Raw genomic sequence first — 25,193 nt, 5'->3', positions numbered from 1 at the left:
CGGCCCATGATCAGCCCCTGCCCGCGTGCCGGGTCAGGGGCTGCGTGCCGGCGGCCTCCGCCCTGGGCTCGATGGCCGGCGAGACGGCCTTCACGTCACCGGCGACGGCGAGTCCGTACGGCGACGGGCGGGCGACGTCTGCCAGAACCGGCCGGGGCCCACCGGGTGAGCGGGCCCCGCTCGGTGGGGGCACCCGCTCATCAGGCGGGGCCCGGCAAGGCTGTCAGGCGTGTCCCTCCCAGTACGGTTCACGCAACCGCCTTTTGTACAGCTTGCCGTTGGGGTCGCGGGGCATCGTCGTGATGAAGCCGAGGGTCTTGGGGCGCTTGTACCCGGCGAGCAGCCCGTCGCAGTGGCCGAGGACCTCTGCGGCGAGTTCATCGCCCGCCTCGTAACCTTCGGCGGCCTCGATGACGGCTCTGACCTCCTCGCCCCAGTCGGCGTGCGGGATGCCGAAGACGGCGGCGTCCGCGACGGCGGGGTGGCTGAGCAGGGCGCTCTCGATCTCGGCGGGGTAGATGTTGACCCCGCCGGAGATGATCATGTCGATCTTGCGGTCGCGGAGGAAGAGATAGCCGTCCTCGTCCAGGACGCCGAGGTCGCCGACGGTGAAGAAGTCGCCGATGCGGTTCTTCCTCGTCTTGCCCTCGTCCTTGTGGTAGCTGAAGCCGCCGGTGCTCATCTTCATGTAGACGGTGCCGAGCTCGCCCGGGCGGAGCCGGTTCCCGTCGTCGTCGAAGACCGCGAGTTCACTGATCGGCCAGGCCCGGCCGACGGTGCCCGGCTTCTTCAGCCAGTCGTCGGCGGTGGCGAAGGCGCCGCCGCCCTCGCTGGCCGCGTAGTACTCCTCGACGCAGCGTCCCCACCAGTCGATCATCGCCCGTTTGACGTGGTCGGGGCAGGGGGCGGCGCCATGGATGGCGTGGCGCATCGCCGAGACGTCGTACGCCTGTTTCACCTCGTCGGGGAGGGCGAGGAGGCGGTGGAACTGGGTGGGGACCATATGGGTGTGGGTGCAGCGGTGGGTGTCCATCGCCCGCAGCATCTCTTCGGGCGACCACTTGTCCATCAGGACGAGGGGGTGGCCGATGTGCAGGGCGGCGCCCGCGAACTGCAGCACGGCGGTGTGGTAGAGCGGTGAGCAGACGAGGTGGACGTTGCCGTCGAACGGCTTGATGCCGAAGATGCCGAGGAAGCCGCCGAGGTAGCTCTCCTCGGGGAGCTTGCCGGACAGCGGCCGGCGGATGCCGCGCGGGCGGCCGGTGGTCCCGGAGGTGTAGTTCATGACCCAGCCGAGCGTTCGCCCCTCCGGGGGCGACACCGGGCGGTTCTCCAGCAGTTCGGCGTACGGGCGGAAGCCGTCGACCGCGCCGACTCCGTAGCGGTGGCTCGCGGGCAGTTTCGCCTCGTCGGCGGCGGCGGTCGCGGCCTCGGTGAAGCGTTCGTGGGCGATGAGCACCTTGGCGCCGGAGTCGGAGACGATCCAGGCGATCTCCGGCCCGACGAGGTGGTGGTTGACCGGGACGAGGTAGAACCCGGCCTGCGAGGCGGCGAGGTACGCGGTGAGGAACTCGACGCCGTTGGGCAGGACGACCGCGAAGGCGTCGCCCTCTTCGAGGCCGGCCGCGCGCAGTCCGTGGACCATGCGGTTGGCCTCGGCGTGCAGCCGTCCCGCCGTCCACGTCCCGCCGTCGGGTGCGACGAGGACGGTGCGGTCGGGTTCGGCGGTGGCCTGGGCCCAGAAGCCGTTGGGCGGCTGGTTCATGAGGCGCTCCGTCCGGCGATGCGGGTGATCCGGTCGATGGCTCGTTCGAAGCCGCTGGTCAGGTCGTCGAAGACGGCCTGCACGCTGCGTTCGGTGTTCATCCGGCCGACGATCTGGCCGACGGGCGTGCCGAGCAGGGCGTTCGTCTCGTACTTCTGGATACGGGAGACGGCCTCGGCCACCAGGAGCCCCTGGAGCGGCATGGGCAGGGTGCCGGGCCCCGACGGGTCGTCCCAGGCGTCGGTCCATTCGGTGCGGAGCTGCCGCGCGGGTTTACCGGTGAGGGCGCGCGAGCGGACGGTGTCGCCGGAACCCGCGGCAAGGAGCTTGGCGGTCAGTGCCCGGGAGTGCATGTCGGCCTCCTCGGTGGTGAGCCAGAGGGAGCCGAGCCAGACGCCCTGGGCACCGAGCGCGAGTCCTGCGGCGATCTGCTCGCCGCTGCCGATGCCGCCCGCGGCGAGGACCGGGAGGGGGCCCACGGCGTCGACCACGTCCGGGACGAGGACCATGGAGGCGATCTCGCCCGTGTGGCCGCCGGCCTCGTATCCCTGGGCGACGACGATGTCGATGCCCGCGTCCGCGTGGTGGCGGGCGTGCCGGGCGCTGCCGGCGAGCGCGGCGACGAGCACGTCCTGGTCGTGGGCGCGGGCGACGACGTCGGCGGGTGGTGAACCCAGCGCGTTGGCGAGGAGCTTGATGGGGTAGCCGAACGCCACGTCGAGCTGGTTGCGGGCGACTTCCTCCATCCAGCCCGTGATGCGCCAGCCCGACGCCTCGCCCTCGGCGAGTTCGGGGACGCCGTGTTTGGCGAGGGTCTCCTGGACGAACTGCCGGTGGCCGGGCGGGATCATCGCCTCCACATCGGCCTCGCTCACGCCCTCCACCTTTTTTGCGGGCATGACGACGTCGAGGCCGTAGGGCTTGCCGTCCGTGTGTTCCTGCATCCAGTCGAGGTCGCGCGCGAGGTCGTCGGGGGCGGTGTAGCGGACCGCGCCGAGTACGCCGAATCCCCCGGCCCGTGTGATGGCCGCGGCCACCGCCGGGAACGGCGTGAAGCCGAAGATGGCGTGCTCGATCCCCAGTTTTTGACTCAGCTCCGTCTCCATGGGCGGCAGGATGCCGCAGTCCGACAACCGAAGGAAGAGCTTTTCTGATGCAGTGTCAGATTCTTTGTGACTCCCGGGGCCTACGGGACGGCGGAGGGGGACAGTACCCTCTGCTTCGGCAGGAAGTTTCAGGCTCGGAAGAGATTTCGAAAGTTACTTTCACGCATGGGGAAGGGGTTCCGGATGACCGAGGACACGGCGGGCGGGGGCATCAGCCGACGGAGGCTGGGCGGTGGGATGCTGGCCCTGGGCGGAGCACTCGCCCTGGCGCCGATCCCGTTCGCGACGGCGGCGTCTGCCACGGAGTCGGGGGCGGGGTCGTCGAAGATGGGCACAGGGACCGCGGCGGGAAGCCCGGCGGGCGGTGACAGGCCGACGCTGCGGCGAGGATCGGCCGCCCGGGCAGGGCTGTCGCAGGAGCCGCTCGACCGGCTCGTCACCGAGGCGGAGAGATATCTCGCCGACGTGCCGAAGCACCCGTGGTACGCGGGCGCCGTGCTGCTCGCGGGGCGGGGCGGGACGGTGGCGCTGCACCGGCCGATCGGCAAGGCGGTGCGCTATGCGGCGTACGACGAGAAGACGGACACCGGCGTGGAGTTCCCGGCGGACCAGCAGATCCCGATGGCGCAGGACACGGTCTTCGACCTGGCTTCGGTGTCCAAGCTGTTCACCTCGATCCTGGCCGTGCAGCAGATCGAGCGCGGCACGCTGGAACTCGAGGCGACCGTCGCCTCCTACCTCCCCGACTTCGCCGGTGGCGGCAAGCAGGACATCACCGTCCGTCAGCTGCTCACCCACACCTCGGGTTTCCGCGCCTGGATCCCGCTCTACAAGGCGCCCACCCGCGAGGGGAAGCTGGAGCTGATCTGGAACGAGGTGCCGGCGAGCCCGCCCGGCACGGCGTACCTCTACTCCGACCTCAATCTGATCTCACTCCAGCTGGTGCTGGAGAAGATCACTGGTCTGACCGAGGATGTGCTGCTCCGCGAACGGATCACCGCTCCGCTCGGGATGCACCGCACTCGCTACAACCCGCCGGCGTCCTGGAAACCCAAGATCGCGGCGACCGAGGACGCCAGGCTCCCGTGGTCCGGGCTCGATCGCGGGCTGGTCTGGGGCGAGGTGCACGACGAGAACGCGTACAGCCTGGACGGTGTCGCGGGCCACGCCGGGGTCTTCTCCTGTGCCTGGGACCTGGCGATCCTCGCCCGCACCCTGCTCAACGGCGGCGTCTACGGCCGCGCGCGCATCCTCTCGGCCGCGTCGGTGGACCTGCTGTTCACGGACTTCAACACCGCGTTCCCCGGTGACGCGCACGGCCTCGGCTTCGAGCTCTACCAGCACTGGTACATGGGGGCGATGGCCACCCCGCGCACGGCGGGCCACACCGGCTTCACGGGCACCAGCCTGGTACTCGACCCGACCACGGACTCGTTCCTGATCGTGCTGGGCAACTCGGTCCACCCGGTGCGCAGCTGGCGTTCCGGCAGTGCGCCGCGCGTCGCCACCGCCAACCAGATGGCCCGGGCTGTCGCGGTGCGCCCGGCCCGGGGCCGTACGGCATGGTTCTCCGGGCTGGCAAGCGCTTCGTCGGCCACTCTGACACTCCCACCGCTCCCCCTGAAGTCCCCGCGGGCCCGGCTGAACTGCGCGCTGTGGTGGGACACCGAGCCCGGTTCCGACTTCCTCTTCCTGGAGGGGTCCGCGGACGGCGGAACCACCTGGCAGCCGGTCCCCTTCACCACCGGCCCGGCCTCACGGAAGGGGCAGGAGCAGCCCGAACCGCATCCGGCGGGCGCCGTCTCGGGCTGGTCCGGGCGGGTCTGGCACCGGTTGGAGGCGGACCTCGCGCCGTGGCACGGCGGGGAGTTGCGACTGCGCTGGCGGTACGCCACGGATCAGCTGTACGTCGGCCGGGGGGTGTACGTGGACGCCATCAGGGTCGAGGACGGCGGACGTACGGTCTTCGACGAGGGCCGGCCGTCCGACGCCCGGCGCATCGAGGCGAACGGCTGGGCCGCTTCGACGGACTGACCGCCACCCGGGCAGGAGCCCGCACTGACCGCCACCCGGGCGAGAGCGCGGCTCCGCCTCCGCGCGGGCCCCCGCCGGCCCGCGACTCCGGCACGCCGGGGCCGCGGGCCGGCGGGCGTTGCCGGGCTCAGGGCGTGCCACGCACCGGGCGCTCGGGGCGCGGCGCGGCCGGCAGGGGCGGGGAGAGCAGGGGCTCGAGCAGCTGAGCGAGCTGCCGGCGCTGCTCCGGACCGATCCGGCCGGTGGCCGGCGCGAGGGCGCCCCTGGCTTCCTCGTACATGCGCCGGGTGAGGTCGCGTCCGGCATCGGTGATCAGGACGACGACGGCGCGCTTGTCCTCCGGGCTGGTACCGCGTGTCAGCAGTCCACGCCGTTCGGCGCGGGCGATGAGGCCGGACATCGTGGACTTGTCCAGGCCCAGGAAGGCCGCGAGGTCGCTCATGCGGGGCTGCCGGTCGCGCAGGATGCCGAGGACGCGCAACTGGGTGAGGGACAGATCGTGCTCGGCACCGATGCGGGTGAGCACACCCATGACCTGGAAGGCGCTGCGGACCAGGCCGTCGACCAGGACGTCGGTGGAGTCTTCGGGAACCATGCACGCCACCCTACGGGAAGTTGTTTGCATTACCAATAACTCTGTGGTTGATTGGCACTACAAACCAACCACAGGAGTTGCTCATGCGAGCTGCAGTCCTCACGGCGTACGACGCGCCGCCCGTGTACGGCGAGTTCCCCGAGCCTGTGGCCCGGGGCGAGCACGAGATCGTCGTGGACGTCCTCGCCGCGGGCCTGCACCACCTGACCCGGGCCAAGGCGAACGGCACCCACTACTCGGCCGGCGGCGTCTTCCCGCTGGTGCCAGGGGTCGACGCGGTCGTGCGCGACGCTTCGGGCCTCCTGCGCTACGCGGCCCTGGAGGATTCGGTCCTCGGTACGTTCGCCGAGCGCACCGTGATCGACACGCGCCGGAGCGTCGTGCTGCCCGACGCCGTGGATCCCGTCAGGATCGCCGCCGCGATGAACCCGGGCATGTCCTCCTGGGTCGCCCTGCGCCGCCGCGTCACCTTCCGCGAGGGGCAGCGCGTCCTCATCCTCGGCGCCACCGGAAGCGCCGGACGCATGGCCATCCAGATCGCCAAGCAGTTCGGCGCCGCCCAGGTCTTCGCCGTCGGCCGCGACGCCGGCCGCCTCGCGGAACTGCCCGGCCTCGGCGCGGACCAGGCGCTCACCTTCGGCGAAATCGCGGCCGCAGCCGACGTCGACGTCGTCCTCGACTTCGTATGGGGTGCTCCCGCCGCCGACGCCATGCTGCCGATGCTCACCGCTCGCGCCGACCGCTCCGCCCCGCTGAACTGGGTCCAGATCGGTTCCATGGCGGGCGAGTCCGCCCCGATCCCCTCCACGGCGCTGCGGGCGGCCCGGCTGAACATCGTGGGCAGCGGCATCGGCTCGGTCTCTCCCCGCGACTTCATCGCCGAACTGCCCGAGCTGGCGGAAGCGGTGACCGAGGGCGGCATCGACGTCCGGGTTCGCGCCGTGCCGCTGGCCGGGATCGCGCAGGCATGGTCCGAGAAGACCGGCGAGCGCCTGGTCTTCGTGCCCTGAACCCACGGCCGGCCTCCCACCGCACGTGCTCCGGCAGCCCGCCGTCCTTCACACGGCGGGCAGCCGGGGCCGAACAAGGAGTGAGTCATGCAGAAACACGCGTTGATCGTGGGCCTCGGCATCGCGGGCATGTCCGCGGCCCTAGGACTACGCAGGGCCGGGTGGACCTCCGTGATCGTCGAGCGGGCGCCCGAGCGCCGCACCGGGGGCTACTTCATCAACCTGACTCCCGAGGGCATGCGAGCGGTCGACGACCTCGGCCTGGACACCCTGCACACCCGTGACCCCGAACGAGGAACCACCTGGTCGCTGAACCGTCGGGGCCACCGCAGGCCGGCCCTGGGCTGGCTCGACCTGCCGGGCCGCCCCACCGCGATGGTCCGGGGCGACGTCGAAGCCGCGCTCTGGCAACAGGTCCAGCCGCACGGCGGTGACGATGTCGAAGTCCGCTTCGCGACCGCACCGCTGGAGATCGTCGACGGCGACACCGCGACGGAGGTACTGCTGGAGGACGCCACCGGCCGGCGCTACCGCGAAACCTTCGACCTGGTCGTCGGCGCGGACGGACTGCGCTCGACCGTACGGCGCCTGGCATTCGGCCCTCACGAGCGCTTCATGACGACCTGGAACGCGATGATCTGCGCCTTCCCCCTGCCCGCGCAGGCGCCCTCGTTCGGCGAGCAGGACAGTCTCATCAGCGCCCGGCCGGGGCGCGCTGTGTGGGTGTTCGGCCTGGCGGACAGGGCACCCACCGCGCTGTTGACCTACTGCACGAGAGACATCGACGCCGAGTTCGCCACAGGCCGCACCGAGCGTCTGCGCGCCGTGTTCGGCGACATGGACCATCCCGCCGTGCGCCACGTCCTGGACGCGCTGCCCACCACGGCGGACTGCCTGTTCGACTCGGTGCACCAGGTGAAGATGGACCGGTGGAGCACCGGACGGATCGTGCTCGCCGGCGATGCGGCGTGGTGTCTGAACCTGTTCTCGGGCATGGGCACCACAGCCGCCCTGAGGGGCGGAGCAGAACTCGGCCGCGTCCTCACGGAGCACCCCGACGACCTCGCCGCCGCACTGGCTGCGTGGGAAGCCCGCCTGCGCCCGTTCATCACCACCCATCAGCGCATGGCACGGCTCAAACACCAGTGGTTCGTGCCGACGAACCGTGCCCTGGCGGGAGTTCGTACGCTGGTCCTGCGTCTGGCGGTCAACGCCCGGCGCTCCGTCACCGAAACGCGCCTCCTCCAGGCAGCCGCTCCGGAACCGCACGGCGTGTGAGGTGGGGCCGCGCGGCGCCGTCGCGACGAGTCGGCCCGCTCTCACGGCCTGCCCGCTGTCCTCGCCGGTCACGCATGGTCGACGTGTCGACGAACCCGGTTGCTGAAGGCCCCCGCGGCCGCCCCTGCGCACCGGGGCTCCGCGGGTGGTCATTCGCCCAGTGGCTGTGTACCTATGACGTCCAGGAGCGCCAGGCGGTCGGCGTCCTCGGTGCCCGGCTGGGCCGTATAGACCATGATGCGCAGGTCGCTGCCGGTGACGCTGAGGACGTCGCAGTCCAGGGTCAGGGCGCCGACGCGGGGGTGATCGATGGTTTTGCGCGCCGCCCGGTGCTCGCCGATGGCGCCTGATTCCCACAGGGTGTCGAAGTGGGCGCTGCGGCGGCGCAGGTCGGCGATGAGGGACCGCAGGTCCGCGTCGTCGGGATAGCGACCGGCGGTCCGGCGCAGGTCGGCGGCGTGTGCCCTCTGGAGTGCGTCCCTGGATTCCCGGGTGTGGCGAATGCGGCTGTGGGGGTTGAGGAAGTTGCGCCGGACGGCGTTGAGGTCGTCACCGTGCCACTCCCCCATGAGCGCCGTGTACAGGGGGTTGGCGAGCAGTTGTGTCCAGGCGGCGTCGAAGACGGCGACGGGTGTGCCGGCCAGCCGGTCCAGCATGCGGTGGATGCCGGGGGTGATGTGCCGCGGGATCGTGCTGGGGCCCGGCGGGGCGAGGCCGGCCAGACGGAAGAGGTGGGCCCGTTCGTCCTGTGTGAGTCGCAGGGCGCGGGCGAGGGCTTCGACGACCTGGGGTGAGGGGTTGGTCGCGCGTCCCTGTTCCAGCCGGACGATGTAGTCGGCGGAGATGCCGGCCAGCTGGGACAGTTCCTCGCGGCGCAGTCCGGCGGCCCGCCTGCGTGGGCCCACGGGCAGGCCGACGACCTGGGCCTGGACGTGATCGCGCCAGTGGCGCAGCGCCGTGCCGAGTTCCGTGGTCATCATGCCGTTGATTGTGACAAGAGAGGCGATCGCCTGTCCTGGTACCGCCATTCCCAGGAAAACGGATCTACTGGCTGACCAGGCGTTTCCTGTCGACCATGGGGTCATGACGGGTTCCGGGCAGTGAGGGGCGTCGATCACGCAGGCCCGCTCCCCGGTACGCCGCCGGAGCCCGGACCGCGATCGACACGAGGAGACGGCGGCCCGCTTCGCCGGACCTGACACCACGGGGGCCCGGGGCCCTGCACCGGCCGCTTCGGTCGGCACCTGAAAGGAACAACACCCATGAACAAGCTCGCCCTCGTCACCGGCGCCACCTCCGGCATCGGCCAGGCATTCGCCGACCGCCTGGCCGCCGACGGCTACGACCTGATCATCGTCGGCCGCCGCAAGGACCGCCTCGACGCGTTCGCGGCCACCCACCCCGGCGTCACGGTCCGCGTCGTTGCCGCCGACCTGTCCACCGACGGCGGCATCGACACCGTCGCCGGCCTCTGTGCCGCCGAGCCGCTGACCATGCTCGTCAACAACGCCGGAGTCGCCCACTACATGCCACTGGCCGAACTGCCCGCCGACAAGGCCCGTGAACTCGTCCACGTCAAGGTGCTCGCACCCACCCTGCTCACCCGCGCCGCCGTGGTCGGCATGCGGGAGCGCGGCACGGGGAAGATCATCAACGTGGCCGGGATGATCGCTTTCAGCGGTCCCGCCGACGCGTCCCTCATGCCCCGCCGCGCCGTCTACGCCGGCTCCCTGGCCCACCTCGTCACCATGTCCCAGACCCTCAGCGCCGAACTCGGCGGCACCGGCGTCCAGGTCCAGGCCCTGTGCCCCGGCATCGTCGCCACCGAATTCCACGCGCGTCAGGGCCTCGACCTGAGCCGTGTGCCCCGCATGAGCGCCGAGGACGTCGTGACCGCCGGCCTGCGCGGCCTCGAACTCGGCGAAGTCGTCTGCGCCCCCGGCGTCGAGGACACCCGCCTCCTCGACGCCGTGTCCCGGGCCGACCTCGCCGCCTTCGGCGGACAGAGCCCCGCGCTCGCCTCCCGCTACCGGGCCGGCTGAACCAGCCCCGGACCACCCGCGCCCGGCCCTCCGCGGTCGGCCCCGGGCCGGCTGTTCCGGTGCCGCCGGAGAACGCAGCGCATCCCGCCACTTCGGTCAGCTGCGGAGCGCCATGTCACTCCGTCGCGCCTTCAGCCGCGCACACCGTCACCGGCGGACCGTCACAACAGGCAGAACTCATTCCCCTCCGGGTCCGCCATGATGTAGTGATCGGGCCTGCCCTGGGCCTCGTACTCATGAACGATCGTCGCCCCCGCGGCAGTCAGCCGCACCAGTGCCTCCAGGACGCGCGGCCACCGCACCTCCCACGGCACCTCGCGACCGCCACCGGCCTGCACATCCAGATGCAGCCGGTTCTTCCCCGCCTTCGGCTCGGGCACCTTCATGAAGGACAGGGCGGGTCCGTCGCCATCCGGATCGGACAGATACGCGCCGTCGTCCCACTCCTCCTCCGGAACGTCGTAGTGCGCGAACCACTCCTCCCAGCTGCCGAAGCCCTTCGGCGGCGGCTTCGGCGCGTAGCCCAGGGCGAGCGCCCAGAACTCCGCCAGCCGCGCGGGGTGCGCGCAGTCGATCGTCAGACTCCACCGTGTCGGCATGGGTCCGTCCCTCCGGCCGGAGCACCCGGCACATCGTCCGGCTGCGGGTAGACCGATCGTGTCATGCGAGGACACGAAGATCTCCGTGGTCAGGTCATAACTCTTCCGAAGTCGAAACATTTCGACTCCCCACCTCGGACATCTCGAGTCAACTGGCATCCGATTCGCTGATGCGAGCGCAGATCGGTGCCCAGCTCAGGCAGGGCACCGATCTGCGCTCGGCGACGGACAACCACTCAACCAGGTAACGACATCACCGTGGGGGGGCATCCCGGACACGTACTCGTGGCGCAGCAGCGGCACCCCGCTGCTGTTCGACGACAACTACGGCAAGAAGCCGGCGTACACCGCTGTGCTCGCGGCACTGGGTGGCACCAGCGACGGCGGGGCCGGCATCGGCGCGAGGACATCGTCTCCTGGACGGTGCCCTCGGTGCGTCTACCCGCAGCACTCGCCGGCCCGCCGGTGCCTCACCGGTCCGCCAGGACCTCACCCGGCGCCGCCACCCCAACAGGCACGGGCGCCGTCGACTCCCGGACCACGAGCCTCGGCCTGATCAGGAGCGAACGCCCGGCGACCGGCGCGGAGTCGATACGGGCCCGCAACTGCTGGAACGTCTCGGCGGCCATCTCCGGCAACGGCTGGCGGACCGTGGTCAGCGGCGGTTCGAAGAGGTCGGCGAGCAGGATGTCGTCGAACCCGACTACGGACACGTCCTGCCCGGCGTTGCGGCCGGCGTCCTTCGCGCCCCGGCAGATCCCGATGGCGCACATGTCGTTGATGGCGACGAACGCGGTGGGCGGACGCGGCCCGCACAGCAGCTCACGGGCAGCCCGGCGGCCGAGCTCGGCCGCGTCCTTGTCGCCGAACTCGGTGGTGCCGGCGCCTGGCCACACGATCGCGTCGGCCGGGTCGAGGCCGGCCGACTCCAGAGCGGCCCGGAATCCGCGCAGGCGTTCGCGGCGGTTGACGCTGTTGACCGAGCCGGAGACGAACGCCAGGCGGCGATGGCCCAGTTCGAGCAGGTGACGGGTGGCGAGCTCGGCCCCCATCGCGTTGTCGACACTGATGGAAGCGAGCGACGGCGGGTCGCCCGCCTGGGCGGTGCGGTCGAAGGCCACCATCTTCAGACCGCGGCTGAGCAGCGGGGCCACATGGTCGAGCGAGGGCAGCGAGGAACAGAGCACCACACCGCTCACTCCGTCGGCCAGCAGCTCCTCGCCGTACTTGAGCTCACGGGCCGGATCGCGCTCGCTGTTGCAGAGCAGTACGTGATACCCCTCGGCCAGCGCGATGGCCTCCAGCTCCCGGGCGAGCGCCCCCCAGAAGGGGTTGGCGACGGACGGCACGATCAGGCCGATGACCTTGATCCGGCCGGTGCGCAGCATGCGCGCAGCACGGTTGGGCCGGTAGCTGAGCTGCTCGATCACCTGCTCCACACGGGCCAGGGTCGCCGCCTGCATACGGTCCGTACGCCCGTTGAGGACGTTCGACACGGTGCTGGCGGAGACACCCGCAGCCTCCGCGACCTGATGGATCGTTACCCCGCTCATGCCACCTCCGGTTCGGAACGTGTTCAGCCACACTAGTGTACCGATTTACTGAACTCTCTTCACCGGTACACCCGTTAACTTCCTGGAAAATTGTTGTGCATCAGCTGTTGACGAGCCTCTTGGGGCGTTCTTAGTCTCAGTGCATCGATTTACCAGCGCTTCCCAGCCATGGCCGGGTTGCCATCGCTGGATCGATCCACTGCCTCCACCTCAAAAGGGGTGCCCAATGGAACTCAAACGACGGTCGCTGCTCGCTGCCATCGGCGCCGGTACGGCTGCGGCCGCACTCTCCGGCTGCGGCACCGGCTCCACGGCGGCCGGCTCCGCCGACGGTCCCGCCGAGGGCGAGATCACGCTGCTCACCCCGATCTACGAGAACGCCAACGGCAAGACGCTGTTGGAGAAGGAGATCCTCGGCGGCTTCCGGAAGAAGTATCCGGACGTCAAGGTGAATGTGGACTACACCACGTACGCGCAGCTCAACGAGAAGATCACCACGGGTATGGCCGGCGGCCTGCTGCCCGACGTGCTGATGATGGGGGTCGGCTGGATCCCGCCGTTCGCCGCCAAGAAGGCGATCGCCCCGCTGCCGGAGAAGTTCGCCACCGCGCACGACTACGAGAAGCGGGTGCTGGAGCCGTCACGCTACGACGGCAAGCTGTACGCGCTGCCGGTGGTGCTGGACACCCGCATCGTCGTCTACCGCAAGGACCACTTCGCCGAGGCGGGCATCAAGAAGACCCCCGCCAACTGGGCCGAGCTGCGGGCCGTGGCCAAGCAGCTGACGAAGGACGGGCGGATCGGTTTTGACCCGTTCTCCATTGATCTGCGCCAGTGCTGGGAGACCTTCCTGTTCGCCAACGGCGGTCAGTTGTTCAGCGCGGACGGCAAGAAGGTGCTCTTCACCGACAACCGGGGCGTCGAGGCTCTGCAGTTCTTCAAGGACCTCATCAAGGACGGCTCCGCCAGCTACGCCAAGAAGACGGCACTCGGTGAACCGACGAACGTCCAGACGGGCAAGGCGTCGATGATGATGACGAGCAGTGCCCTGTGGGAGCAGGTCCGCCTGCAGAACCCCCAGTTGCTCAAGGACGACACGCTCGGTGCGTTCGTGCTGGCCAACCGCAAGCCGGCGATGCTCCAGGGCGGCACGCTCGTCACCCAGTCGGCAAGCTCCAAGCACCCGGCGGCGGCCCGTGCCCTGGTCGAGTACCTCGCGACCCCCGAATCGATCCTGGGCGCCGCGAAGCAGCGCGGCTCGGTTCCGGGGCTCAAGGACCTCAACGAGACCGGCTATGTGAAGGAGAACGAGTTCGTCGACCTCTCTCTCCAGAACATGAGCGCCGCCTGCTCCGAGGGCGGCACCGCGGCCTGGATGGAGATCCGCGAGAAGATCAAGCCGACGCTGGAGCCCGCGATCGTGGGCGGCCAGTCCGCGAAGGACGCCATCGCGGAACTCGGCCGTCTCGCCGAAGCCGCCATCGGCCGGATGTGAGGCGCCACTGTGGGAGCTGTATCCGTACTGAAGGCACAGACCGCGCGGCCGCCTTCCCCGCCTGAGAAGACACGGCCCGCCACGCGGCGGGCCGGCAGGACCCCAACGGGTCCGGGGCGCCGCAGGCAGCGGGCCGGCATGCTGATGGTGGCCCCCGCCCTGCTCCACGCGGCGCTCTGGATCGGGCTGCCCGTCGTCGCCTCGGTCGTCCTGGCCTTCACGAAGTACGACGTGCTGACGCCGCCGCAGTTCGTGGGGCTGGACAACTTCAAGGAGATGCTGGACGACGCGGTGTTCCGCAAGTCCATCGTCAACACCGTCGTCTACACCTTCTTCACCGTGCCGTTCGGCATGATGCTGGGGCTGCTGGTGGCACTCGCCCTGCACACGGGTCTGAAGGCGCGCGGCATCTTCCGTACCGCGATCTTCCTGCCGCAGGTCACCGCCACGGTGGCGATCGCCCTGGTCTGGCTGTGGATCTACAACCCGAGCAACGGGCTGCTCAACGCCCTTCTCTCCTTCGTCGGGATCGACGGCCCGGCCTGGCTCTCGTCGACCACCTGGGCGTTGCCCTCGGTGATCCTGGTCGGCATCTGGCAGGGCATCGGCATGAAGATGCTCATCTACCTGGCCGCGCTCCAGTCCCTGCCGAAGGAGCTCTACGAAGCCGCGTCGGTGGACGGTGCGTCCAAGGCCCGGCAGTTCTTCTCCATCACGCTGCCGCTGCTGAAGCCCGCGACGTTCTTCGTGCTCATCACCTCGATGATCACCGCGTTCCAGTCGTTCGACCAGATCTACATCCTCACCGAGGGTGGTCCGGCCAACAGCACCACGATGATGACGTACGAGATCTACAAGTCCGCCTTCCGGGAGTTCCGCGTCGGCTACGCCTGCGCCCAGTCCCTGGTGCTGTTCGTCCTGCTGATGGGCTTCACCCTGGTCAACCGGCGGATCATGGGAGGTACCCGTGGCCACAACTGAGCTGCACAAGGCCGGCGTCGCTCGCCCGCCCCGGCCCACCGCCAAGGGGAAGCCGGTCACTTTCGGGCGGATCGCACTCTATGTGACACTGTCCGCCGTGTCGCTGCTGATGGTGGTGCCGTTCGTCTGGATGGTGCTGACCTCGCTCAAGACGCCGGTCGAGATCGCGTCGCAGGACGCCGGACTGCTGCCGGAGCACTGGGACTTCAGCAACTACACCGAGGCGTTGAAGGCCGCTCCCTTCGCCACGTACGCCCGCAACAGCTTCATCATCGCGATCAGTCACACCGTCCTCAATCTGGTGATCGCCTCGATGGCCGGGTATTCGCTGGCCCGGATCAGGTTCCGGGGCAGCGAGGTCATCTTCTACCTCTTCATCGCGGCACTGATGATCCCGACGTACACCAAGGTGCTGCCCGAGTTCCTGATCGTCCGGTTCATGCCGCTGGCCGGCGGGAACGACCTTTTCGGCCAGGGCGGCAGCGGCTGGCTCGACACCTGGTGGGCACTCATCGTGCCGGGCGCGGTCACCCCGTTCGCGGTCTTCCTCTTCCGACAGTTCTATCTGGACCTGCCGGTGGAGTTGGAAGAGGCCGCCCGGCTGGACGGTCTGGGCGAGTTCCGGATCTACGCCCGGATCATGACGCCGCAGGTCAAGCCCGCCCTCATCACGGTGGCGCTGCTGACCTTCGAGTCCTCCTGGAACAACTTCCTCTGGCCGCTGCTGGTGACCCGGACGGACAGTCTGCGGGTCATCCAGGTGGGGCTCTCCGTCTTCAGGACGGAGAACGGCCCCCAGTGGCACTTCCTGATGGCGGGCACCACGCTCGCCACCCTGCCCATGGTCATTCTCTTCCTGATCGGCCAGCGCTACTTCGTGCAGGGCTTCGCAACCGCCGGTCTCAAGTGACCGGTCCCGGTCCTCAACGGCCGGTTATCGAAAGGGTTACCCCCCATGTCTGCTGATCTCCAAGGTTCCCGCGCGCTGGTGACCGGGGCGGGCCACGGCATCGGCCGTGCCATCGCCGTCGCCCTGGCCGAGGCCGGTGCCGACGTCGCCGTCCACTACCACTCCTCCGCCGACGAGGCCGCGAAGACGGTCTCCGCGATCGAGGCGCTGGGCCGGCGGGCCAAGGCGTTCCAGGCCGACGCGACGGTGACGGCCGAGGTGGACCGCTTCGTCGAGGAGGCCACCGGGTTCCTCGGCGGGCTGGACGTCCTGGTCTGCAACGCCGGCCATCTGATCGGGCGGGCGACGATCGCCGAGATGTCCGACGACCACTTCGACCAGGTCATCGACACCAATCTGACGTCGACGTTCCGTACGGTGCGGGCGGCACTGCCGCAGCTGAAGGAGTCGTCCGCCGGGCGCATCATCACGATGTCGTCGCTGGCCGCGCACAACGGCGGCGGCCCCGGATCGGTCGCCTACGCGGCCGCCAAGGCCGGGATCCGTGGATTCACCAAGGGTCTGGCCAAGGAGCTCGGCGGCAGCGGCATCACGGTGAACACCGTCGCCCCCGGCTTCATCAAGGGCACCGCCTTCCACGACACGTTCACCGCGCCGGCGGCGCAGCAGGCGATGGAGGCGGGCATCCCGGTGGGCCGCGCCGGCACACCGGAGGACGTAGCCGCGGCCGTCGTCCACCTGGCGTCGCCCTCCTCCGGCTTCCTCACCGCGACCACCGTGGACATCGACGGTGGCGTATGGCCGCGTTGAGGCGGATCGCGCGGGAGCGCGGCGGCTGGTGGCACGCGTACGTCTGCCCCGCGCACGGGGTGGAACTCGACCACGGTGATGTACTCGCCGGGGTGTTCCCGCAGGGCGGTGCGCGGTGTGCGTACGGCTGCCGGGTGGACAACGAGGCGGTGCGCGGTGCCTGGCTGGTGCTGTCGCACCAGGCGTGGGCGCGGCACCTGCGGGTGCTCGCCCATCGCGGGGAGCGCGGCGAGGCGGTGGCCCGGCTCGTCGAGTACGCCGCTCTGTACGAGGAGTTGGCCACGACGCAGCACGGTGAGGCGCAGGGCTGGATGCTGCGCGGCCGGCTCTTCCACCAGGCGCTGACCGACGCGATCTGGGCGGTCAACATCGGGCACGCCGTCCTGACGCTCACCGAGCACGGCACGGACGACCTCTCCGGGGTGCTGCCGCTGCTGGACTCCTTGGAGCGGGCAGCACTCGACGCCCGCGCCGTACTGATCCGCAAGGGTCAGCTCGCCTCCAACTACACCGCGTGGCTGAACGCCGCGGGCGCCGCCGCCGGGCGTGGCGCCGCGGCGGTGCGCGGGCAGGAGTGGGACGGCGGCAAGGAGTGGCTGGAGGGCGACAGCGGGCTGTACGCGCATCTGCGGGTCGCGGTCGCCGAGGACGGCTGGGAGTGGGAGGGCAGCACCTACTACCACGGGTTCGTGCTGCGGGCGGCACTGCTGGCGCTGCGGGGCACCGATCCGGTGGCCCTCCCGTCGGATGTGGTCGGTGTGCTGGCCGGGATGACGGACGTGCTGGCGGCGATCGCCACACCGGGCGGCATTCTGCCCGCGCTGCACGACGGCCCGTATCTGCGTGCCCCGCTGGCTCTGGAGTGGCTCGAACTTGTGTCTCTTGCGCAGCAGTTGGTGCCTTCGGCCGCGCTGGACGCGGTGGCCGGCCGGGCCCGTGCCGAGCTGGGCGCCGCCGACGACGGACTGGACCGGGAGCTGGGCGGCTGGTTCACGGGCCCGCCGCTGCCGGAGCGCCCGGCTCCGGGCGCACTGACGCTGTTCACCGAGGCGGGTTATGCGGTGCTGCGGGTCGCCGGCATCCACGCACTGCTGGACTTCGGCCCGCACGGCGGTTCGCACGGCCACCGGGACAAACTGTCTCTCTATCTCTACGGCGACACCACACCGTGGCAGCCCGATCCCGGTCAGGTGCCCTACGCCCACGCCGAGTTCCGCGATCTGTACGCCTCGACCGAGGCTCACCCGGCGTTCCGCGTGGACGGCCGCGAACAGGCGGAGTGCACGGGGACACTGCTCGGGTCGGACGACCGCTCCGTCACGGCGGAGGTGACCACGGCGTACGAGGGTGTGCGCGCGGTCCGGCGCCTCGTGGCGGGTGCCGGCTATCTGGTGGACCTGCTGACCGTGACGGCCGACGAGTCGCGCCGCATCACCGCCCAACTGCGCCCCGGCACCGCACTGGACGTGCAGGTGCAGGAAGCCGGGGCGGCGCGCACCACCTGGTACGGCGACGAGATGCTGCACGGCTGGCACACCCACTGCGCCGGTGTGCCGGTACGGCCGGTGACGCGGCCGGGCCCGGGCACGGCCGACGATCCGCAACGCGCGCGGACCCGGGTGGACTTCACCGCGGACACCGACAGCGTCACCTTCGCCTCGGTCTACCAGGCCGCATCGGCCGGGCCCGCGGTGACCGACGTACGACTGGACGCCGACGCCCTGACGGTCCGGCTGGCCGACGGCAGCACCGCACACTTCCGGACGGAGGACTGACCCTTGCTGCTCTCGGCGACCCCGCCGCCCGGCCCGCGCCCCGCGCAGGAGGTACGGCTGTACGAGGAGGCCGCCCGTCACCGCGGGCTGACCCCGCCTCACACGCACCCCCTGGCCAGCATCACGTGGCTCGGCCCCGCCGCCTCCAACCCGGCCCTCGCCCACCGGGTCGGCGGCGACCCGGCGCATCTGGCGGAGAGCCTGCGCTGGATCGAGGCGGCGGTGCGGCTGCCGCACTGGGGCAGGGCCCACATGCCGGACCACGACCTGGACGCCGGCTGGCTGCTGCACCACCTGGCCCTCGCCTACCGGTGGGTCGGGGACGACCTGCCGGAGGAGGTACGGGCGCTGCTGCGGTACAAGCTGCTGCTCCAGGGGCGGCGGATGTACGAGTTCGCGGTGGCGAGCGAGGGCCGCTGGTGGTCGTCGTCGTACTGGCAGAACCACAACTGGATCTGCTACGCGGGGCTGGCCACGGCCGGGTACGTGCTGGGCAAGGAGGAGTGGACCGAGCGCGCGAAGGACAACCTCGGGACCGTTCTGGACCTGATGCCCGAGGACGGATCGCATGCGGAGGGCGTCGTCTACTGGCGCTACGGCGTGCCGTTCCTCGCCGCCCACCTGGATCTCCTCGAGGAGGCGGAGGGCGTCGACTGGTGGGACAGGGGCGGATTCATGTCCCGGACGTTCCGCTACCGGCTGCACCAGACGGCGCCCGGATTCGCGTTCAACGTCGACCACGGGGACTGCCACGACCGGCGCAGCGGCCACAGCGCGGGTCTCTACTACCGGCTCGCCGCCCAGTACCGGATCCCCGAGGCCCAGTGGATGGGCGACCTGGCATCGGGCGAACTGCTGTGGCAGGAGGCGGCCGAGAGCGGGGTGCGGCCGGGGATCCTGCCGGAGGCCTGTCTGGAGTACCTCTGGTACGACCCGTCCGTACCGGCGGGCCGGCCCACCGAGACGCGGGCGTTCTTCCCCGACCTCGGGCTGCTGGCGGCGCGCACCGGCTGGGACGACGACGCCACGCTGGTGTCGTTCAAGGCCAGTCCGGGCGGGGGCCACCGGGCATGGGAGACGGCCGGGAAGCACCGGGTGGACAAGGGCTGGGACACTCTCAACCAGGGGCACCACCACCCCGATTCGGGTTCGTTCGTGCTGGTCTCGCAGGGCGCGTTCCTCGCGGTGGACGAGGGCTACAGCAACCGCAAGCGGGCCGCGCACCACAACCTGCTGCTGGTGGACGGGCACGGATACGCGGACGAGGACCGGTACCACGTGTACCGGGACATCCCCTTCGAACGCCAGGCCAGGCAGCGCGATGTGCTCGTGTCCGCCGACTGCGGATGGGCGCACTCCACCGCGGAGATCGCCGCGATGTACGACCCGGCCCTGGGGGTGCGGCGGCTCGACCGTACGTTGGTGTTCACCCCGTCGGGACGTCTGGTGCTCCTGGACCTCGCCGAGGCGGACGCGGCGCGGGAGTGGACCTTCCTGCTCCAGACCGACCGGCCCACCGAAGTACTGCCCGACGGCGGCCGGCTGATCCGCTCGGGTGCGGCGACGGCCCTGGTGCGGCAGTTCGCCCCGGTCGGCGCCCGCACCACCACGGAGGTCACCGAGGTGGAGGCGAATCCGACGTCGAGCACCCCTGAGCTGCGCCTCACCCGCATCCTGCACACGCTGCGTTCGACCTCGGCGCGGTCACCCGCGGGGCACTTCCTCACGACGATCGCACCCGGCACCGGCACGGAGGCCTCCCGGGTCGCGTGCGCGGAAGGCCAGGGCGTCACGTTCGGCACGGAGACGGTGCTGCTCTCCCCCGTAGCCCGGCGGATCCGTACCGCCGGGGTCCACGCCGACGCGGCCGCCGTGCTGCTCATGGACGGCGGCGACCCGTGCGTCGTGGCGGCGACCCGGCTGGAGCTCGACGGCACGGTGCTCCTCGATGTCGCGGAGCCGTACACAGGAAAGGTCGGCTGATCATGCAGGCAACTCTCTCGTCCGGGTGGCCGACGCTGCTGCGGCGGCTGGAGTTCGTGGCCTACCCGGCCGCCGCCGGGGCCGCGTTCGCCGTGCTGTCGCTGGGGGTCGTGACCTGGCTTCCCGCGCTCGCCGCGATGGCGCACGGACTCCAGCGGTGGCGGGCCGACGGGGACAGCCGCTGTTTCGTCCGCACGTTGACGGCCTTCCCGCAGTACTGGCGGGCCCTGTGGCGGCACTCGCTCGTCTCGACGGCGGCCGGGGGCGTGCTGGCCGCCAACATCTCCTATCTGGCGGGCCGTTCGGAGCCGTGGACCTTCGTCCTGCTCGCCGCCCAGATGGGCATCGCGGCCGCCCTGGTCATCCATCATGTGGCGCTGGCCGCCGAGGCGGGCCGGGCGCCGGGCGGCACCGTCCGCGGCTGGACCCGCGGCGCGCTGGCGCTCGGCTTCGGTTCGGCCGCCCGCGGCACCGCCCTGCTCGGCGCGGTGGTCTCCGCCGTGCTTCTCTCCCTCGTCGTACCGCTGGGGCCGCTGCTTCTCGGCCCGAGCATCCCCGTACTGCTCGCTCTGTCCTTCGCCGACCCCAGGAGGCACACCCCATGAGCCACGCACTGCGCACCGCCCTCGTCGCCGCGCTCGCCCTCGGCGCCCCGCTCGTCCTCCCCCCGCCGTCGGTGGCCGCCGCCACCGCCACCGCCTACTACGTGTCGCCGGCCGGCAGCGACAGCGACTCCGGTACGTCGGCGGGCTCCCCGCTCGCCACGATCCAGAAGGCGGTCGACCTGGCCCCGACGGGGGCGGTGGTGAATCTCGCCGCCGGTACGTACGAGCAGGATGTCGTGACCAAGCGGGCCGGCGTCACGATCACCGGCCCGGCGAACGCCGTGGTGAAGGGGGCGGGCGACGCCCGGATCATTCAGGTGCAGCACGATTCGACGACGCTGGACGGCTTCACGGTGGACGGGCTGCACGGGGCGTCCACCGATGTGGCGGGGTACCGCCTCAAGCTCATATATGTCATGAGCACGACTCCCGGCAATGGTGTGGGTGGTCTGCGCATCACCGGGATGACGTTGAAGAACGCCGCCGACGAATGTCTGCGGGTGCGCTATCTGGTGACCGGCGCCGACATCTCCGGCAACACCATCACCGACTGCGGCGTCGCCGACTTCAAGTTCGGCGGTGGCGGCAAGAACGGCGAGGGGATCTACCTCGGCACGGCCCCCGAGCAGCAGGGCCCGAACGGCGCCCCGGACGCGGCCGCCGACATCAGCAGGAACAACCGCATCCATCACAACACCATCGCCACGCGCGGCAACGAGTGCGTCGACGTGAAGGAGAACTCGACGAACAACTACGTCGAGTACAACGACTGCAGCCAGCAGAAGGACTCAAGCTCCGGCGGCCTGGACGCGCGCGGCAGCGGCAACATCTTCCGCTACAACACCCTCCACGACAACGTCGGCGCTGGCATCCGGCTCGGCGGTGACACCGCGACCGACGGCATCGACACCAGCGTCTACGGCAACACGATCACGGACAACGCCGGCGGCGGCATCAAGTTCATGCGCACCCCGCAGGGTCCTGTCTGCACGAACACCATGAGCGGGAACACCGGCGGCGACGCCGTGGGCACCTACGCCGGCGAGTACACCCCGACCGGTGCGTGCCCCCAGTGAACGGGTGGGGGCCCGCGAGACGCGGGGTACTGACGGCGGCGGCCGGGCTGGCCGCGGTCGCGGCGACGGCACCGGGGGCGCGGGCCGCCGAGGGACCGGGCCGCGGGGCCCGCCGCTCGCGCTGGACGACGTCGTGGGCGACCGCGCAGACCGCGCCGACACCCACCGACACGGTGGCGAGCAGCGGGCTGACGCAGGGCACGTTCACCGCGCACGTCCGGCTGTCGGCCGGCGGACAGGTCCGGCTGCGCTACGGGCACGCCTTCGGGACGGTGCCGGTCCTGATCGGCCCGGTGACAGCGGGCGGAAAGCCTGTCACGTTCGGCGGGCAGCGGCAGGCCCGGCTCGCCGCGGGCGCCTCGCTGACCAGTGACGCGGTCGCGGATCTGCGGGCCGCCGAGGGCTCCCTGCTGACGGTCCGGACCGCGCTGCCCGGCCCCACCGGTCCGTTGTCGTTCCACCGCAACACCCACGCCTCGCACGACGTCGACGGGGTGCGCACCACCTCGGTGTTCCTGCTGACGGGTGTCGAGGTGACGGGGGCGCACGGCCCGGTGATCGCGGTGCTGGGCGACTCCATCGCGGAGGGTGTCGGCACGCCCGACGACGCCGATCTGCGCTGGCCCGACCAACTGGCCCGGCGCCTGCCCGGGGCGGCGGTCGCCGATCTCGGGATCAGCGGCAACCGGGTCCTGCTGGACGACGCCCGGTTCGGCCCCGGCGGACAGGCCCGCTTCGACCGCGATGTGCTGTCGCTCCCCGGGCTGCGGACCGTACTGATCCACCTCGGGGTCAACGACCTCCAGCAGCCGCCGAGCCAGACCGACCCGGCGCTCGTCCTGGCCGGCTACCGGCAGCTGGTGCTGCGGGCCCGGAACGCCGGCCTGCGCGCGGTCGGTGCGACCGTCACCCCGTTCGGCGGCTGGACCCGCTGGACGCCCGAGCTGGAGACGGTACGGCAGCGGATCAACGCGGCCGTGCGGACCGGGCGGGTCTTCGACGCCGTCGCCGACTTCGACGCGGCCCTGCGCGATCCGGACCACCCGGAGCGGATGCTGCCCGCGTACGACAGCGGCGACGGCCTCCACCCCAATCCTTCCGGCCACGCGGCACTCGCCGCGGCCGTCGACCGCCGACACCTTCTGTGAGGGCCACATCATGAACCCAGGCATCACCAGGGGCACCACGCGCCGCACCGTCCTCGCCGGGGCGGCGGCGCTCGGCGCGGCCGCCGCCCTGCCGCTCACGCTCCCGGCGGGCACCGCGCACGCCGCTGACCCGGTCGACGACGCGTCCTCCCTGCGCTCCCGGTGGCACACCCTGCTCACCGGCGGCCCGGGGCTCGATCTGACGGACCCGCGGATCGCCGCCGCCGTGGCCCGGATCGGCAAGGCCGCGACCACCTCCGCGAAGGGCCTGGACCCGTCCCGTACCGACGGGCTCTTCCCCGACCTGACCAGCACCACACTCTCCAACCACGTCACGACGTCGTTCAAGCGCCTCGCGACGGTCGCGACCGCGTGGGCCGTCCCCGGCACCGTCCAGTACGGCGACACCGCACTGCGCGATCTGCTTGTGGCGGGCATCGACTGGATGCTGACGCACCGGTACGGCCCCGAGCACACCCGGTTCGACAACGACTGGGACTGGGAGATCGGCTCCGCGCTCGCGCTCAACGACGCGGCCGTGCTGCTGTACGACGTCCTCGGCACGGAGCGGCTCGGCCGGATCAACGCGGCCGTCCGCGGCTACACGCCCGACCCCAACCTCTGGCGTGCCGACCGGCAGATCGCGACCGGCGCCAACCGGGTGTGGATCTCCACCGTCGTCGCCGTGAACGCGGTGCTCCGCGACAGCGGCGACGACCTCGTCCGGGTCCGTGACGCTCTTTCGGACGTCGAGGGTTCGGGCGCCAACAGCGTCCTCGCCTTCAACGACGCGAGCGCGGCGTCCGAGGGCACGGGCGAGGGCTTCTACTCCGACGGTTCGTTCCTCCAGCACTACAAGCACCCGTACAACGGCGGCTACGGCAAGGAGTTGCTGAACAACCTCTCCCGGCTGCTGAACCTCCTCGCGGGTACGGCGTGGACGGTCACCGACCCGGATCTCGACAACGTCCGCCTGTGGGTCGACGAGGGCTTCGATCCCCTGCTGGCGCGCGGCGATGTGATGGCGTCGGTGTGCGGACGTGAGATCGCCCGGCCCAGCAAGCAGGGCCACGCCTCGGCGCAGACCGTCATCGAGGCGGTGGTGCGGCTGATCCCGAGCTTCCCCGGGGAGACCGCCGACCGGTTCACCGCACTGGTCAAGCAGTGGATCGCGGAGGACACCTACCGCGACTTCCTCGCCGTCACCGACCTCGCGTCGCTGGTCGCGGCCCGTAACGTCATCGCGTCCCCGGTGCCGGCCCGCGGTCCGCTGGTCGCCCACAAGCAGCACCCGCGCATGGACAAGGCGGCCCACCACCGGCCCTCGTTCGCCCTCGGCATCTCCGCGTACTCGTCGCGGATCTACAACTACGAGTCCATCCAGAACGAGAACCTGCACGCCTGGCACCTCTCCGACGGCATGGTGCTCCTGTACACGGACGACCTCGGCCACTACAGCGAGGACTACTGGCCCACCGTCGATCCCGCACGGCTGCCCGGTACCACCGTCCTCGCGGGCCGGCCGGCCGACGCGGCGGGGCAGCGCACCACCAGCACCGCCGACTGGGCGGGCGGCGCCGCGCTGCCCGGCACGACGCTCGGCGCGTACGGCATGGAGCTGCGGGCCTTCGGCAGTTCTCTGCACGGCCTCAAGAGCTGGTTCTGCCTCGACGACGTCATCGCGTGCGTCGGCTCGGGGATCAGTGCCGAGTCGGGTTCGGCCGAGACGATCGTGGAGAACCGGAAGCTGCGGGACCCCGCGGCGGCGCTCCTCGTCAACGGGCAGGCCGCTCCGCCGGACACCGGGTGGTCGGCGCGGCTGGACCGGGTGCGCTGGCTGCACGTGGCGGGGACCGGCGGTTACGTCTTCCCCGAACCCGTCACCCTGCGGGGTCTGCGCGAGGACCGGACCGCGACCTGGCGCGAGATCAACCTCAAGTACGGCACGGACACCCCGGTCACCCGCCCCTACCTGACGCTGTGGCAGGACCACGGCTCCGCGCCGGCCGGGGCGGGCTACTTCTGGCTCCAGGCGCCCATGGCCTCCGCCGAACGGACGAAGCAGTGGTCGTCGGCGCCCCCGGTGAAGCTGGTCGCCCGCTCCACCGCCGTGCACGCGGTACGCCGCTGCGCGGACGGGCTGCTCGCCGCGAACTTCTGGACCGCCGGAGCCGTGCAGGAACTCGCCGCGGACGGACCCGCCTCCGTCCTGGTGCGGTCGGAGGGCAGGACGGTGACCGTCTCGCTGTCCGACCCGACCCAGCTGCGGTCCTCCGTCGTCCTGGACCTCGCCCGCCGCGGGCTGCGGGTCGTCTCGGCCGACCCGGGCATCACCGTGGCGCCGACCGGCACCGGCATCCGGATCACCGCGGACACGGCTGAACGCCAAGGTGCAACCCTCGGCCTCACCCTGAAGAGGAGCTAGACC

20 protein-coding genes and 1 pseudogene are annotated in these 25,193 nt (G+C 71.0%); 15 read left to right on the top strand and 6 right to left on the bottom strand.

What is annotated here, in order from left to right; all coding sequences use genetic code 11:
• Positions 1-223 precede the first annotated feature (223 nt).
• The gene (locus ACFYPA_RS19210) at positions 224-1,765 is read right to left on the bottom strand and encodes an acyl-CoA synthetase (protein ID WP_389133072.1); all 1,542 of its coding nucleotides are present in this window, start codon (positions 1,763-1,765) and stop codon (positions 224-226) included.
• Positions 1,762-2,871, bottom strand: coding sequence for an NAD(P)H-dependent flavin oxidoreductase (locus ACFYPA_RS19205; protein ID WP_389133069.1), 1,110 nt, complete (start codon positions 2,869-2,871; stop codon positions 1,762-1,764). The genes ACFYPA_RS19210 and ACFYPA_RS19205 overlap by 4 nt, the downstream gene beginning before the upstream one ends.
• 183 nt (positions 2,872-3,054) lie before the next feature.
• On the opposite strand from ACFYPA_RS19205, the gene ACFYPA_RS19200 reads away from it, so the two are divergent.
• On the top strand, positions 3,055-4,905 hold the full coding sequence (locus tag ACFYPA_RS19200; protein ID WP_389133067.1) for a serine hydrolase: 1,851 nt from the start codon (positions 3,055-3,057) through the stop codon (positions 4,903-4,905).
• A gap of 127 nt (positions 4,906-5,032) precedes the next feature.
• On the opposite strand, the gene ACFYPA_RS19195 is transcribed toward ACFYPA_RS19200, so the two are convergent.
• The gene (locus ACFYPA_RS19195) at positions 5,033-5,500 is read right to left on the bottom strand and encodes a MarR family transcriptional regulator (protein ID WP_359079780.1); all 468 of its coding nucleotides are present in this window, start codon (positions 5,498-5,500) and stop codon (positions 5,033-5,035) included.
• 83 nt (positions 5,501-5,583) lie between these two features.
• Here ACFYPA_RS19195 and ACFYPA_RS19190 point away from each other — a divergent pair, with 83 nt between their 5' ends.
• Together ACFYPA_RS19190 and ACFYPA_RS19185 are read left to right on the top strand one after the other, a co-directional pair.
• Entirely contained in the window at positions 5,584-6,510 is a 927-nt protein-coding gene (locus tag ACFYPA_RS19190; RefSeq protein ID WP_389133064.1) for a zinc-binding alcohol dehydrogenase family protein, read from the top strand.
• An 87-nt stretch (positions 6,511-6,597) separates the two neighbouring features.
• Positions 6,598-7,788 (top strand): FAD-dependent monooxygenase, encoded by a 1,191-nt coding sequence (locus ACFYPA_RS19185; RefSeq protein WP_389133061.1) that lies wholly within the window; start codon positions 6,598-6,600, stop codon positions 7,786-7,788.
• 149 nt (positions 7,789-7,937) lie between these two features.
• On the opposite strand, the gene ACFYPA_RS19180 is transcribed toward ACFYPA_RS19185, so the two are convergent.
• The gene (locus ACFYPA_RS19180) at positions 7,938-8,768 is read right to left on the bottom strand and encodes a helix-turn-helix transcriptional regulator (protein ID WP_389133058.1); all 831 of its coding nucleotides are present in this window, start codon (positions 8,766-8,768) and stop codon (positions 7,938-7,940) included.
• Between the two features lie 282 nt (positions 8,769-9,050).
• On the opposite strand from ACFYPA_RS19180, the gene ACFYPA_RS19175 reads away from it, so the two are divergent.
• The gene (locus ACFYPA_RS19175) at positions 9,051-9,830 is read left to right on the top strand and encodes an SDR family NAD(P)-dependent oxidoreductase (protein WP_389133055.1); all 780 of its coding nucleotides are present in this window, start codon (positions 9,051-9,053) and stop codon (positions 9,828-9,830) included.
• 161 nt (positions 9,831-9,991) lie between these two features.
• On the opposite strand, the gene ACFYPA_RS19170 is transcribed toward ACFYPA_RS19175, so the two are convergent.
• Positions 9,992-10,429, bottom strand: a complete 438-nt coding sequence (locus ACFYPA_RS19170; RefSeq protein ID WP_359079771.1) for a VOC family protein — start codon at positions 10,427-10,429, stop codon at positions 9,992-9,994.
• 265 nt (positions 10,430-10,694) lie between these two features.
• On the opposite strand from ACFYPA_RS19170, the pseudogene ACFYPA_RS19165 reads away from it, so the two are divergent.
• A pseudogene (locus tag ACFYPA_RS19165) lies at positions 10,695-10,823 on the top strand (endo-1,4-beta-xylanase); the annotation flags it as partial.
• A 76-nt stretch (positions 10,824-10,899) separates the two neighbouring features.
• Here the strand turns inward: ACFYPA_RS19165 and ACFYPA_RS19160 are convergent.
• Positions 10,900-11,982: a LacI family DNA-binding transcriptional regulator gene (locus ACFYPA_RS19160; RefSeq protein ID WP_359079770.1), complete on the bottom strand. Its 1,083-nt coding sequence runs from the start codon at positions 11,980-11,982 to the stop codon at positions 10,900-10,902.
• 226 nt (positions 11,983-12,208) lie between these two features.
• Here ACFYPA_RS19160 and ACFYPA_RS19155 point away from each other — a divergent pair, with 226 nt between their 5' ends.
• The 10 genes from ACFYPA_RS19155 to ACFYPA_RS19110 all read left to right on the top strand — a co-directional run bounded on the left by ACFYPA_RS19155 (position 12,209) and on the right by ACFYPA_RS19110 (position 25,190).
• Positions 12,209-13,477, top strand: coding sequence for an ABC transporter substrate-binding protein (locus ACFYPA_RS19155; protein WP_359319627.1), 1,269 nt, complete (start codon positions 12,209-12,211; stop codon positions 13,475-13,477).
• A gap of 138 nt (positions 13,478-13,615) precedes the next feature.
• Positions 13,616-14,458, top strand: a complete 843-nt coding sequence (locus ACFYPA_RS19150; RefSeq protein ID WP_359079766.1) for a sugar ABC transporter permease — start codon at positions 13,616-13,618, stop codon at positions 14,456-14,458.
• A complete protein-coding gene (locus ACFYPA_RS19145; RefSeq protein ID WP_359079764.1) occupies positions 14,445-15,368 on the top strand; it encodes a carbohydrate ABC transporter permease in 924 nt (307 codons plus the stop codon). The genes ACFYPA_RS19150 and ACFYPA_RS19145 overlap by 14 nt, the downstream gene beginning before the upstream one ends.
• Before the next feature lie 45 nt (positions 15,369-15,413).
• Positions 15,414-16,178 carry an SDR family NAD(P)-dependent oxidoreductase gene (locus ACFYPA_RS19140; protein WP_359079762.1) on the top strand — a complete coding sequence of 255 codons (765 nt, stop codon included), beginning with the start codon at positions 15,414-15,416 and terminating at the stop codon, positions 16,176-16,178.
• On the top strand, positions 16,166-17,953 hold the full coding sequence (locus tag ACFYPA_RS19135; protein ID WP_389133049.1) for a heparinase II/III family protein: 1,788 nt from the start codon (positions 16,166-16,168) through the stop codon (positions 17,951-17,953). Before ACFYPA_RS19140 ends, ACFYPA_RS19135 begins: the two co-directional genes overlap by 13 nt.
• Before the next feature lie 3 nt (positions 17,954-17,956).
• Complete coding sequence (locus ACFYPA_RS19130; protein ID WP_389133046.1) at positions 17,957-19,936, top strand: hypothetical protein; 1,980 nt, start codon at positions 17,957-17,959, stop codon at positions 19,934-19,936.
• Positions 19,937-19,938: 2 nt separating this feature from the next.
• On the top strand, positions 19,939-20,541 hold the full coding sequence (locus ACFYPA_RS19125) for a hypothetical protein (RefSeq protein ID WP_359079756.1): 603 nt from the start codon (positions 19,939-19,941) through the stop codon (positions 20,539-20,541).
• Positions 20,538-21,617 (top strand): DUF1565 domain-containing protein, encoded by a 1,080-nt coding sequence (locus ACFYPA_RS19120; protein WP_389133043.1) that lies wholly within the window; start codon positions 20,538-20,540, stop codon positions 21,615-21,617. The genes ACFYPA_RS19125 and ACFYPA_RS19120 overlap by 4 nt, the downstream gene beginning before the upstream one ends.
• Positions 21,605-22,765, top strand: coding sequence for an SGNH/GDSL hydrolase family protein (locus ACFYPA_RS19115; protein ID WP_389133040.1), 1,161 nt, complete (start codon positions 21,605-21,607; stop codon positions 22,763-22,765). Before ACFYPA_RS19120 ends, ACFYPA_RS19115 begins: the two co-directional genes overlap by 13 nt.
• A 10-nt stretch (positions 22,766-22,775) precedes the next feature.
• A complete protein-coding gene (locus ACFYPA_RS19110; protein ID WP_389133037.1) occupies positions 22,776-25,190 on the top strand; it encodes a polysaccharide lyase 8 family protein in 2,415 nt (804 codons plus the stop codon).
• Positions 25,191-25,193: the final 3 nt, after the last annotated feature.

The organism is Streptomyces sp. NPDC005775 (assembly GCF_042871565.1).
Classification (GTDB): domain Bacteria; phylum Actinomycetota; class Actinomycetes; order Streptomycetales; family Streptomycetaceae; genus Streptomyces.
Note: the sequence above shows the minus strand (reverse complement) of the source record. Positions and strands in the feature narration are given on the sequence as shown.